We start from the raw sequence: 12045 nt of genomic DNA, 5'->3' as shown, positions 1-12045 counted from the left end.
TCGTTAGCCGGGCAAGTAAAACGGGGGCGTCACTTTAGCGACGCCCCCGCGGCTTGGCAATCGGCCAGCACGGCTGGCGGGCGGAAATCCGATTAATGCACCGCCCCACCCTTTATTCTGCGGGTGCCAGGGCCTCACGCAGGCGCTGGATCGCCGCCTGACACGCACCGCTGTCGGCGAATGCCGGGCTTTGCGCCACGCACTCGTCATCCAGCCAGACGCCGAAACCGCCGTCCTGCTCACGCACATCCAGCGCTTCGCCGGACTGCAGGCGCTTGTTGGCCAGGCCAGCCGACTTGCCATCGGCAAAGGATTTGGACAGCAGCAGTTGCTCGCCAGCCGCATCCAGCAGGCGGAAGCGGAAACTGCCGTCGTCGTCGCGGAAGCTGACAAAGCGCGCACTCTTGCTCGCCTTCTTCTTCTCGCCCGCCGCGCTGACGGCCTGGCTACGGAAGGAGCGAAGGCCCACGGCTTCACGCAACTCGCCCAGAAACGGCGTGGCGATCTTGCGCGCCCTGGCCGCACCGGCCAACAGGATGTCTTCCAGGTCGGCCGGCTTTTCGATCAGCGCGTGGTAACGCTCGCGCGCCTCACCCAGTTCGGCCTCGAGCAGGTTGCACAGCGCCTGCTTGGCCTCGCCCCAGGCCAGACCGCCCTCCAGCGCGGCGCGGAAATCCGCCTGCTGCGTGGGTGCGGCGAAGGCCTGATAGAGGGTGAACAGGTGCGAGCTGTCCGGATCCTTCGGCTCGCCGGGCAACCTGGAGTCGGTGACGATACGCGCGATGGCGTCCTTGAGCTGCTTGGCGCTGCCGAACAACGGGATGGTGTTGTCGTAGCTCTTGCTCATCTTGCGCCCGTCGAGACCGGGCAGAGTGGCCACGTCCTCTTCGATCACCGCTTCCGGCAGGGTAAACAATTCCTTGCCGTTGCCGAACAGATGGTTGAAGCGCTGGGCGATGTCGCGGGCCATTTCCACGTGCTGGATCTGGTCGCGGCCGACCGGCACCTTGTGCGCGTTGAACATCAGGATGTCCGCGGCCATCAGCACCGGGTAGCTGAACAGGCCCATAGTGATGCCGGCGTCCGGGTCTTCGCCCTGCTCGACGTTCTTGTCCACCGACGCCTTGTAAGCGTGGGCGCGGTTAAGCAGGCCCTTGCCGGCGACGCAGGTGAGCAGCCAGCACAGCTCGGGGATCTCGGGGATATCCGACTGACGGTAAAAGGTCGCCCTATCCACATCCAGCCCGCAGGCCAGCCAGGTGGCGGCGATCTCCAGGCGCGAGCGCTGGATGCGCGCGGGCTCGTCGCACTTGATCAGCGCGTGGTAGTCGGCGAGGAAGTAGAACGAATCCGCATCGGCGGCGCGGCTGGCAACGATGGCCGGGCGAATCGCGCCCGCGTAGTTGCCCAGGTGCGGCGTGCCGGTGGTGGTGATGCCGGTAAGGATACGAGTGGTCATAACGTTCGCTTATCAACTCAGGCTCAAACAGCCTGCAGGATCAGAGACGCGGCAGTAAAAGATCTTTGAGATCAGTGAGCTTGCCGTGAAAAAAGTGTCCGCATTCTGCCACTTTCAGCAGCTCATGGGCACGCCCCAGGTCGGCAGACCAGGCATAAACCGCCTGCGGGTCGATCACTTCGTCATCCTCGGGCTGAATCAGGACCAGCGGGCAGCTGGCCGCGGGGGGATTCTCGGCGGTCAGGCGGTGTACCGCCGGGGCCAGCATAAACAGCTTGCCGAGCGTCACCCCCTGGGCCTCCAGACGTCCGCCCAGGGCGGCGGCAACGAAGCCGCCAAAGGAAAAACCCAGCAACGTCAGCGGCAATTCAGGGTATTGCGCACACAGCCAGTGGGCCACCGCCTCGGCGTCGTCCACCTCGCCACTGGCCATATCATGGCTGCCGGCACTGGCACCGACTCCGCGGTAGTTGAAGCGCAAGGTGGCCAGGCCGGCATCGCGGGCCGTGCGCTGCACGGTGGAGACCACCTTGTTGAGCATGGTCCCGCCCTGTACCGGATTGGGGTGGCAGATCAGCGCCACGCCACGGGCGTCGGGGGTGTCCAGCCAGAGGGCTTCCAGTTGGCCGCAGGGGCCATCGATAAATAGAGGGGTTTCGCGGGTGAGCAACAGTGAACTCCGTGACCTCGCAGTGGGTCGACTCGTCTAGCTGACAGCCTGCGCCGCACACATCTCGGCATTGCATTGCGGTATACAGCGCAGGTTCGAGCCGTTAACGTAAAGCAAAGCCGTTTAGAGAGGAAGGACTCGTGGAACAGACGCTCACCGCCTGGTTGCTACCCGCCATTACCCTGGTAGCCGGGATCGCCATTGGCTTCCTGATTGCTCGCCTTGCGCCCAATGCGGCTCCAGGCCGCACCCAGCGTCAACTGGATGAAATCCAGGAACGCTTCGATGCCTACCAAAGCGAAGTGGTCACCCACTTCAACACCACGGCCAACCTGGTGAAAAAACTCACCCAGAGCCACCAGGATGTGCAGGCCCACCTGTCAGAAGGTGCCAACAAGCTCGCCCTCGACGAACTGACCCGCCAACGCCTGCTCGCCTCCCTGCACGCAGAAGAAGGCGGCGAACGCCGCGAGCGCCTGAAGCCCCCTACCCATCAGGAAATGCCCAAGGACTATGCGCCGAAAAGCGCCGACGTACCGGGCATGCTCGATGAAAGTTACGGTTTGAAAAACAAGTAATAGCCGCTGACTCGGTCGCTTAGGCGACCAAGCAGCCAATAAAAAGCCCCGCACAAGGCGGGGCTTTTTATTGTGCAGCAAGTTCGTAGAACCTGCTTACGAGCTTGCGAGCTGGAGCCCTGCAAGGCGCTACGTTAGTAACAGCCTCCGGCTGGTCAAGCAGGCGAGGAAGCGGACTGGGCTCGCACACGAGTGTACTTCTGTACATGAGTATTACTCGTTTCACTCGCCCTTCGGCTCGACTGGCCGCACGCGGCCAGCCGAGCCTGTTTTTAACGCCGCAGGGCCGACGCGCAGCTGATCGTAAACAGGGTCTTAGATCGCGCCACGCTCGCGCAGCATGGCCAATACCTGCTTGACGCCCTCTTCCACCGACAGGCTCTGGGTGTCGATCACCAGATCGGCATTCAGCGGCACGTCGTAGGGGAAGGACTCGCCCGGAATGTTGTCGCCGGCGGCGGCGTACAGGCCCTGCGGATCACGCTCGGCGCAGATCTGCGGCGACGCCTGGACATAGACCGTGAGCAGACGTTCGGCACCGATCAGCGCCTTGGCCTGTTCGCGACCCTCGGCATCCGGGGCGACGAAGGCCGCCAGGGTCAGTAGACCGGCCTCATTGAACTGCCGCGCCACATGGGCGGCACGACGCCAGTTCTCGGTACGTCCAGCGCGATCCTGCGGCAGGCCCTTGTTCAGGTCATGACGCAGGTTCTGCCCATCGAGCACATAGACCGCACGGCCCAGGTCGAACAGTTTGCGCTCCACGGCGTAGGCCAGGGTGCTCTTGCCAGCACCGGACAGGCCGCTGAACAGCACGGTGGCCGGCTGCTGACCGAAGCGTGCGGCACGCTCCTCGGTGGACACGTGGGCCAGCTTGCCGTGATGGCCGTCGCCACTCTGCGCACCCACTGGCTCGGCGATGATCATGCCGGCACCGACGGTGCCGTTGGTCAGGCGGTCGACGACGATAAAGGAGCCGGTGGTGCGGTTGTGCGCATAGCCGTCGAGGGCGATGGGCGCATCCAGGGCGACGCGCACCTGACCGATTTCGTTGAGCTGCAGGCTGCTGGCCGAGCCATGCTCCAGGGTGTTCACATCGACCCGGTGGGTGATGCTGGCAATCGAGCCCGGCACGTAGCTGGTGGCGCGTTTGATATCGTACTTCTTGCCCGGCAGCATCGGCTCCTCGGCCATCCACACCAGCATGGCGTCGAAGCTGTCGCTGATCTGCGGACGGTTATCGGCGTGCACCAGCATGTCGCCGCGGGACACGTCGATCTCGTCTTCCAGGGTCAGGGTGATCGCCTGGCCCGGGCCGGCATGTTCCAGTTCGCCTTCATAGGTGACGATGGACTTGACCTTGCTGCTCTTGCCCGACGGCAAGGCAATCACTTCGTCGCCCTTGCGCACGATGCCGCTGGCCAGGGTACCGGCGAAGCCGCGGAAGTTCAGGTTGGGGCGATTGACGTACTGCACCGGGAAGCGCAGGTCGGTGAAGTTGCGATCGCCGGCCACTTCAACGGTTTCGAGGATTTCCATCAGCGACTGGCCGTCGTACCAGGGCGAGCGCTCGCTGCGGTTGACCACGTTGTCGCCCTTGAGCGCCGACATCGGAACGAAATGCAGGGTGCTCGGCTTGAGCGCGATGCCTTCGGCGAACTTCAGGTAATCGGCCTTGATCTGCTCGAACACGCCCTGATCGAAGCCCTTCAGGTCCATCTTGTTGATGGCCACGACTATGTGCTTGATGCCCAGCAGGCTGGCGATAAAACTGTGGCGCTTGGTCTGGGTCTGCACGCCGTAACGGGCGTCGATCAGGATGATCGCCAGGTCGCAGGTGGAAGCGCCGGTGGCCATATTGCGCGTGTACTGCTCATGGCCGGGGGTGTCGGCGATGATGAACTTGCGCTTGGCGGTGCTGAAATAGCGGTAGGCCACGTCGATGGTGATGCCCTGCTCGCGCTCGGCCTGCAAGCCGTCGACCAGCAGCGCCAGATCGACCTCTTCGCCAGTGGTGCCGGACTTCTTCGAGTCACGGGTAATGGCTTCCATATGATCTTCGTAGATCATCTTGGAATCGTGCAGCAGGCGGCCGATCAGGGTACTTTTGCCGTCGTCGACGTTGCCGCAGGTGAGAAAGCGCAGCAAATCCTTGCGTTCGTGCTGGGCCAGGTAGGCGAGGATGTCCTCGCTGATCAGATCGGATTGGTGCGACATCTTAAAAGTACCCCTGACGTTTTTTCTCTTCCATCGAACCGGCAGCATCGTGGTCGATGACACGCCCCTGACGCTCGGACGTTCGGGTCAGGAGCATTTCCTGAATGATGTCGGTCAGGCTGGTGGCCGTGGATTCCACTGCACCGGTAAGCGGGTAGCAACCGAGGGTACGGAAGCGCACCATCTTCTTGGTGATCTGGGCTTTTTCTTCGTCGGAAAGGTGCTCGAGGATGCGATCGTCGTCGATCATGATCAGCGTGCCATTCTTCTCGATCACTTCGCGCTCGGCAGCGAAGTACAGCGGCACAATCGGGATCTGCTCCAGATAGATGTACTGCCAGATATCCAGCTCGGTCCAGTTGGACAGCGGGAACACGCGGATCGACTCGCCCTTCTTGACCTTGCCGTTGTACACGTTCCACAGCTCGGGGCGCTGATTCTTGGGGTCCCAGCGGTGCTTGCTGTCGCGGAAGGAGTACACCCGTTCCTTGGCCCGGGATTTCTCTTCGTCGCGGCGCGCGCCACCGAAGGCGGCATCGAAGCCGTATTTGTCCAGCGCCTGCTTGAGGCCCTCGGTCTTCATCACGTCGGTGTGCTTGGCACTGCCGTAAGTGAAGGGGTTCATGTCCTGGGCCACGCCATCGGGGTTGATGTGGGTGATCAGATCCAGGCCGTACTCCTTGACCATCTTGTCGCGAAACGAATACATCTCCTGAAATTTCCAGCGCGTGTCGACGTGCATCACCGGGAACGGCAGCTTGCCGGGAAAGAACGCCTTGCGTGCCAGATGCAGCATCACGGCGGAGTCTTTGCCGATGGAATAGAGCATTACCGGGTTGTCGAATTCGGCGGCCACTTCACGAATGATGTGGATACTTTCCGCCTCCAGCTGTTTCAGGTGGGTCAGTTTATCGAGCATGGTTACTCACGATTTGCAGTGTAATTGGGCCGGCGGGCCGTGGACGATGGCGCACTCTAGCACAGCGCTCCCTTCTATTCAGGAGCCCGGTTAGATCGAAAAGGTCTAGCTTTATACCGGCAAAACAGGCCGATGCAGCGCCTCAGATGGGGTTGTCGCAGTCGATAAAGCGGTGTTCCAGAGCGAAGTGACGCGCCAGGTATTCACCCAGCGCCTGCACGCCATAACGCTCGGTGGCGTGGTGGCCGGCGGCGATAAAGCTGATGCCGTTCTCCCGGGCACTGTGAAAGGTCTGCTCCGAGGCCTCGCCGGTCAGGTACAGATCGACGCCGGCGGCGATGGCCTGGTCGATATAGCCCTGACCGCCACCGGTACACCAGCCGACCCGGCGGATCAGCCCTGCGCCTGCGACCAGCAATGGCTCGCGCCCCAGCACCTGCTGCACGCGGCCTGCAAAATCCTCGGCGCTGACGGCCTCATCGAGGGAACCGACCAGACCAACGGTACGCGGGTTGTCCGGTTCCAGCGGGCCTTCGACGGTGATGCCGAGCCGGTGGGCCAGCTGCACGTTGTTGCCCACCTCTGGATGCAGATCCAGGGGCAGGTGGTAGGCCAGCAGGCTGATATCGTGAGCCAGCAGGGCCTGCAGACGGCGACGCTTCATGCCGGTGACGCAGGGGTTTTCGCCTTTCCAGAAATAACCATGGTGAACCAGCAGCACATCGGCCTCGGCCGCCACCGCGGCATCGACCAGGGCCTGGCTGGCGGTGACGCCACTGACGATACGCAACACCTGAGGCCGGCCCTCGACCTGCAGGCCATTGGGGCAGTAATCGCTGATACGCGCCGCATTCAGATAACGGTCGGCTTCTGCCACCAGGGTTGCCAGAGCAATGGCCATAGGAATTCCTTCTTGCGCGGATTAGGGGTCGCTGCTTTATTACCGGCCACCCCTCTATAATGGCGCACCTTAAGGGGCCGGTCCGGCCCTCGCAACCCTCAGGATTCGATTGATGTTCAAGGCCCTGCGTTTTCTTGGCTGGCCCCTGCTGGCCGGCGTGCTTCTGGCGCTGCTGATCATGCAGTACTACCCGCAATGGGTCGGCCTGCCGAATCAGGATGTGCACGTGCGCCAGACCCCGGTCTACAGCCGCATGCAGGAAGGCCCGGCATCCTACGCCGACGCCGTGGACATTGCCTCGCCCGCGGTGGCCAACCTCTACAGCACCAAGTTCACCAATAAACCAGCCCTGCCCCTGTTCGACGATCCACAGTTTCGCAAGTTCTTCGGCGACAACCTGCCACGGCAGCGACGCATGGAGTCCAGCCTGGGTTCGGCGGTGATCATGAGTCCGGAAGGCTACCTGCTGACCAATAACCATGTGGTGGCCGATGCCGACCAGATCGTGGTGGCGCTCAAGGATGGCCGCGAGACCCTGGCCCGAGTGATCGGCAACGACCCGGAAACCGACCTCGCGGTGCTCAAGATCGACCTGCCGCAGTTGCCGTCCATGACCCTGGGGCGCTCGGACAACGTCAAGATCGGCGACGTCACCCTGGCCATCGGTAACCCCTTCGGCGTCGGCCAGACCGTGACCATGGGCATTATCAGCGCCACCGGGCGCAATCAGCTGGGCCTCAATACCTACGAAGACTTTATCCAGACCGATGCGGCGATCAACCCCGGCAACTCCGGCGGTGCCCTGGTGGACGCCTATGGCAACCTGGTCGGGATCAACACCGCGATCTTCTCCAAGTCCGGCGGCTCGCAAGGTATCGGTTTCGCCATTCCGGTGAAGCTGGCGATGGATGTGATGCAGGCAATCATCGAGCATGGCCAGGTGATCCGTGGCTGGCTGGGCATCGAGGTGCAGCCGCTGACCCCGGAGCTGGCGGAATCCTTCGGCCTGGAAGGCCGCCCCGGCATCGTCGTGGCCGGTATCTACCGCGATGGCCCGGCGCAGAAAGCCGGCCTGCAACCGGGCGACCTGATCCTCAATATCGATGGCGAACCCGCCGGCGACGGCCGCCGCTCGATGAACCAGGTGGCCCGGACCAAGCCCGGCGAGAAGATCCGCATCGAGATCATGCGTAACGGCAAGCTGCTGGAGCTCAATGCCGAGATCGGCGTGCGCCCACCGGCCAACGGCAACTAATTCCCCACGCAATCCGCTTAACGATAACTCTTCTCAATTTTAATGTTATGTTATTACATTGAAATTAATCGAGAGGAGTTCCGTCTTGCGCTCAACCCTTGCCCTCGCCGCCAGCCTGCTTGCCCCCGGCGCGCTGGCCGCCCCCCCGGTCCAGCTCACCGACAGCGTCATCACCGCACCGGCGGAGGTCGCCGATGGCCCGGTACAGGGTTACCGCGCCACCCGCTCGGCCAGTGCGACCAAAACCGACACACCACTCAATGAAATCCCCCAGGCCATCAGCGTGGTGCCCGCCGCCGTGCTGGAAGACCTCGGCAGCAGCGATGTCGAGCGCGCCCTGGACTTTGCCGGCGGGGTCTCCAAGCAGAACGACTTCGGCGGCCTGACCCTCTACGAATACAGCGTGCGCGGCTTCACCACCTCGGAGTTCTACAAGGACGGCTTCAGCGCCAACCGCGGCTACCCGAGCACCCCGGACGCCGCCAGTATCGAACGCATCGAAGTGCTCAAGGGCCCCGCCGCCAGCCTCTATGGCCGCGGCGACCCCGGCGGCACGGTGAATATCGTCACCAAGAAGCCCCAGGCCAACAGCTTCGCCCGCCTGCAAACCAGCGCCGGCAGCTGGGACCGCTACCGCACCAGCCTGGACCTCAACAGCCCGCTGGACGAACAAGGCGACCTGCTGGCGCGCCTCAACCTGGCCGTCGAGGACAACCACAGCTTTCGCGATCACGTGACCAGCGAGCGGCTGTTCGCCGCGCCCTCGTTCAGCTGGCAGCTCAGCCCCGATACCCGCCTGCTGCTGGAGGCCGAAGTGGTGCGTCATCGCTCGGTATTCGACCGTGGCATAGTCGCACCGAACAACCGCCTGGGCAGCGTTTCGCGTTCGACCTTCCTCGGCGAACCCAGCGACGGCGACATCGAGAACGACAACAACCTTATCCAGGCCAGCCTCGAGCATGCCCTCAACGACAGCTGGCAACTGCGCCTGGCCAGCCATTTCAAGGAAGGCGAGCTGACCGGCGACGCCTCGGAAAACCAGGCCCTGGCGGCCGACGGGCGCACCCTCACCCGACGCTTTCGCGAGCGCGAAACCACCTGGCACGACAGCATCACCCAGCTGGAACTGCGCGGCGACGTGCAGCTCGGCGGCTTGCAGCACCAGCTGCTGATCGGTAGCGAGTATGAGAACTACCGCAAGAACGAGCGGGTCACCGAAGTGCGCCCGCGCAGCGCCATCGACATCTACGACCCGATCTATGGCCGCCCGCGCCCCACTGGCGCACGCTCCGGTAGCGACAATCACGAGCAGGTAGAGAGCCATGCGCTCAATCTGCAGGACCAGATTGTCTTTACCGAGCGTCTGCGCGGGCTGATCGGCGTGCGCTTCGAGCACTTCGACCAGTCGATCGACAACCGGATCAATGCTGCACGCAGCAATCAGAGCCACGATGCGGTTACCCAGCGCGCCGGCCTGCTCTACCAGCTGACGCCGGCCGTCGGCCTGTTCGCCAATGCCTCCACCTCGTTCAAGCCGAATAACGGCCTGGACCGCAGCGACCGGCCGTTCGACCCGGAACAGGGCATCGGCTATGAGGCCGGCGTGAAGCTGGACCTGTTGGACAACCGCCTCAGCGCCACCCTGGCGGCCTTTCACCTGACCAAGGAAAACGTGCTGAGCGCCGACCCGGTCGACGCCAGCTTTCAGACCGCCGCCGGAGAAGCGCGCAGCCAGGGCTTCGATCTGCAGCTCAGCGGCCAGTTGAGCGATGCGCTGCGGGTGATCGGTGCCTTCGCCTTTATCGACGCCGAGGTCACCAAGGGTGACGCAGCGCTGCCGGCCGGCAGTCGCCTGCTCGGCGTTGCCCGGCAAAGCGGCAGCCTGCTGGGCGTTTATGAGTTTCAGGATGGCTGGCTGCGCGGCGCGGACCTGGGCGCGGCCGCCACCTATGTCGGTGACCGCTCCGGCCAGACCGGCAGCAACTTCACCCTGCCGGCCTATCACACCCTCGACCTGCTCACCCACTACCCCCTCAGCCCGCGGGTAAAGGTTGGTGCCCACCTCAACAACCTGTTCGACGAGAAGTACTACGAGCGCTCCTACAGCAACCTCTGGGTCATGCCCGGCGAGCCGCGCAACCTGAGCTTCAACCTGACTGTCGATCTCTGATTTCCCTCAACCCAAGGATCTTCCATGAAAAAAGTCTTTCCGTTACTCGCCGTCGCCCTGCTTATCGGCCAGGTCCAGGCCCACGGCCTGTGGACCGAACAACGCCGTGGCAATATCGAAACCATCTACGGTCATGGTGCCGAGGACAATGCCTTCAAGGCCGAGAAGATCAGCGGTGCCTGGGCCTACGACAACCACGCCAAGATGATTCCGGTCACGGTCAAGCGCCTCGACGACCACGCACGCCTGGAGCCGCTGAAGCCGCCAGCGCTGATGACTGTTGCCCTGGACAACGGCCCCTGGTCGTTGACCCCGGACAAGCAGTGGATCAACCAGGGCCGCAGCCAGGTGCCGAACTCGACCCAGTCGCTGCACACCTTCAAGTACAGCCTGGCGATTTACCGGGAGGGCGCGGAGCTGCCTGCGCTGGATCAGTTGAAGATGGTCATCCTGCCCGAGGCCGATCCGCTCGCAGTCGGCGTGGGCAAGCTGCTGCCGGTACGCGTGCTGATCGACGGCAAGCCCGCCGCGGGCATCGAACTGATCGGCGACTACCGCAGCGCCCCACACCAGATCAGCGCCACCACCGATGGCGAAGGCCGCGCCAAGGTGATGGTGCGCAACGAAGGGCTGAATATCATCGCCGCCGAGATCGACTTGCCGGTGGTCAATGATGCGGATATCGAAAGCCGCGGCCTGTTCACCTCGCTGACCTTCCTCGGCGAAGCGCACCGCGAATAGCCGGCAGCGCATCCATAAAAAAGCCGGAGCAGGGCTCCGGCTTTTTTATGTCGCAACGCTTACAAGCCGCTCAAGGCATCCAGCAGCGCCTGGTTCTGCTCCGGCGTACCGATGCTGATGCGCAGGAACTGGGCAATGCGCTGCTGCTTGAAGTGGCGCACGATCACCCCCTGCTCACGCAGGCCGGCGGCCAGGGTCGCCGCATCCTTGCCCGGATGACGGGCGAAGACGAAGTTGGCGGCCGAGGGCAGCACCTCGAAGCCCAACCCCTCAAGGCCGGCAACCACCGCGTCGCGACTTTCGATAACCTGGCGACAGGTCTGCTCGAAGTAGTCGCGATCCTCGAAGGCCGCCGCCGCACCGGCAATCGCGATACGGTCCAGCGGGTAGGAGTTGAAGCTGTTCTTGATCCGTTCCAGGGCCTCGATCAGCTCCGGGTGGCCGACTGCGATACCGACCCGCAACCCAGCCAGGGAACGCGACTTGGACAGGGTCTGGGTCACCAGCAGGTTGGGGTACCTGTCCACCAGCGCGATGGCGCTCTGGCCGCCGAAGTCGATATAGGCCTCGTCGACCAGCACCACGCTATCCGGGTTGGCCGTCAGCAGCTGCTCGATGGCCTCCAGCGCCAGCACGCAACCGGTCGGCGCATTGGGATTGGGGAAGACGATGCCACCATTGGGCCGCGCGTAGTCCTCGACGCGGATCTGGAACTGCGGGTCCAGAGCGATCTGCTCCGAGGCGATGCCATAGAGACCGCAGTAGACCGGGTAGAAGCTGTAGCTGATATCCGGAAACAGCAGCGGCTTGTCGTGCTGGAACAGGCCGTGAAAGGCATGCGCCAGCACTTCGTCGGAACCGTTGCCGACGAACACCTGGGCCGGCTGCACACCGTAGTAATCGGCCACCGCCTGCTTGAGGCGCTCGCCATTGGGGTCCGGGTACAGGCGCAGACTGTCATTCAGCTCGGCCTGCATGGCCTCGATGGCCCTGGGCGACGGGCCGTAAGGGTTTTCGTTGGTGTTGAGCTTGACCAGCTTGGCCAGTTTCGGCTGCTCACCCGGTACGTAAGGCACCAGGTCTTTGACGAAGGGGCTCCAGAATTTGCTCATCTGCCCTTCTCTCCTCGAATTCG

10 protein-coding genes are annotated in these 12045 nt (G+C 63.3%); 4 read left to right on the top strand and 6 right to left on the bottom strand.

Translation table 11 applies throughout. The features are described 5' to 3' along the window. Positions 1–112: 112 nt before the first annotated feature. Together AACY13_RS03500 and AACY13_RS03495 are read right to left on the bottom strand one after the other, a co-directional pair. Complete coding sequence (locus tag AACY13_RS03500) at positions 113–1459, bottom strand: tryptophan--tRNA ligase (protein ID WP_339459342.1); 1347 nt, start codon at positions 1457–1459, stop codon at positions 113–115. Between the two features lie 40 nt (positions 1460–1499). Then, a complete protein-coding gene (locus AACY13_RS03495) occupies positions 1500–2129 on the bottom strand; it encodes an alpha/beta hydrolase (protein WP_339459341.1) in 630 nt (209 codons plus the stop codon). A gap of 140 nt (positions 2130–2269) precedes the next feature. Here AACY13_RS03495 and AACY13_RS03490 point away from each other — a divergent pair, with 140 nt between their 5' ends. After that, positions 2270–2707 (top strand): YhcB family protein, encoded by a 438-nt coding sequence (locus tag AACY13_RS03490; protein WP_339459339.1) that lies wholly within the window; start codon positions 2270–2272, stop codon positions 2705–2707. Between the two features lie 315 nt (positions 2708–3022). Here the strand turns inward: AACY13_RS03490 and cysN are convergent, their stop codons facing one another. The 3 genes from cysN to AACY13_RS03475 form a co-directional block, all read right to left on the bottom strand. Then, positions 3023–4924 (bottom strand): sulfate adenylyltransferase subunit CysN, encoded by a 1902-nt coding sequence (cysN, locus tag AACY13_RS03485; protein WP_339459338.1) that lies wholly within the window; start codon positions 4922–4924, stop codon positions 3023–3025. A gap of 1 nt (position 4925) precedes the next feature. Next, the gene (gene cysD, locus AACY13_RS03480) at positions 4926–5843 is read right to left on the bottom strand and encodes a sulfate adenylyltransferase subunit CysD (RefSeq protein ID WP_339459337.1); all 918 of its coding nucleotides are present in this window, start codon (positions 5841–5843) and stop codon (positions 4926–4928) included. Between the two features lie 142 nt (positions 5844–5985). Then, complete coding sequence (locus AACY13_RS03475) at positions 5986–6744, bottom strand: Nif3-like dinuclear metal center hexameric protein (RefSeq protein WP_339459336.1); 759 nt, start codon at positions 6742–6744, stop codon at positions 5986–5988. Positions 6745–6856: 112 nt separating this feature from the next. On the opposite strand from AACY13_RS03475, the gene algW reads away from it, so the two are divergent. From algW to AACY13_RS03460, 3 genes are all read left to right on the top strand, one after another. Then, positions 6857–7999, top strand: a complete 1143-nt coding sequence (gene algW, locus AACY13_RS03470) for a Do family serine endopeptidase AlgW (protein ID WP_339459335.1) — start codon at positions 6857–6859, stop codon at positions 7997–7999. A gap of 85 nt (positions 8000–8084) precedes the next feature. After that, positions 8085–10169 (top strand): TonB-dependent siderophore receptor, encoded by a 2085-nt coding sequence (locus AACY13_RS03465; protein ID WP_339459334.1) that lies wholly within the window; start codon positions 8085–8087, stop codon positions 10167–10169. 24 nt (positions 10170–10193) lie between these two features. Then, positions 10194–10910 carry a DUF4198 domain-containing protein gene (locus tag AACY13_RS03460; RefSeq protein WP_339459333.1) on the top strand — a complete coding sequence of 239 codons (717 nt, stop codon included), beginning with the start codon at positions 10194–10196 and terminating at the stop codon, positions 10908–10910. 59 nt (positions 10911–10969) lie between these two features. Here AACY13_RS03460 and hisC read toward each other — a convergent pair whose 3' ends face one another. Then, positions 10970–12022 carry a histidinol-phosphate transaminase gene (hisC, locus tag AACY13_RS03455; RefSeq protein WP_339459331.1) on the bottom strand — a complete coding sequence of 351 codons (1053 nt, stop codon included), beginning with the start codon at positions 12020–12022 and terminating at the stop codon, positions 10970–10972. Between the last annotated feature and the right edge of the window lie 23 nt (positions 12023–12045).

The sequence above is a fragment of the Pseudomonas sp. EA_105y_Pfl2_R69 genome, assembly GCF_963970915.1.
In the GTDB taxonomy this organism is placed as follows: domain Bacteria; phylum Pseudomonadota; class Gammaproteobacteria; order Pseudomonadales; family Pseudomonadaceae; genus Aquipseudomonas.
The sequence above is the reverse complement of the archived record's forward strand: the minus strand, read 5'-3'. Positions and strand labels throughout refer to the sequence as shown.

Excerpts from the sequence above, each read along its gene's own strand:
- AACY13_RS03500 (WP_339459342.1), bottom strand. The coding sequence starts at position 1,459 with ATGACCACTCGTATCCTTACCGGCATCACCACCACCGGCACGCCGCAC.
- cysN (WP_339459338.1), bottom strand. The coding sequence starts at position 4,924 with ATGTCGCACCAATCCGATCTGATCAGCGAGGACATCCTCGCCTACCTG.
- cysD (WP_339459337.1), bottom strand. The coding sequence starts at position 5,843 with ATGCTCGATAAACTGACCCACCTGAAACAGCTGGAGGCGGAAAGTATC.
- AACY13_RS03475 (WP_339459336.1), bottom strand. The coding sequence starts at position 6,744 with ATGGCCATTGCTCTGGCAACCCTGGTGGCAGAAGCCGACCGTTATCTG.
- algW (WP_339459335.1), top strand. The coding sequence starts at position 6,857 with ATGTTCAAGGCCCTGCGTTTTCTTGGCTGGCCCCTGCTGGCCGGCGTG.
- AACY13_RS03460 (WP_339459333.1), top strand. The coding sequence starts at position 10,194 with ATGAAAAAAGTCTTTCCGTTACTCGCCGTCGCCCTGCTTATCGGCCAG.
- hisC (WP_339459331.1), bottom strand. The coding sequence starts at position 12,022 with ATGAGCAAATTCTGGAGCCCCTTCGTCAAAGACCTGGTGCCTTACGTA.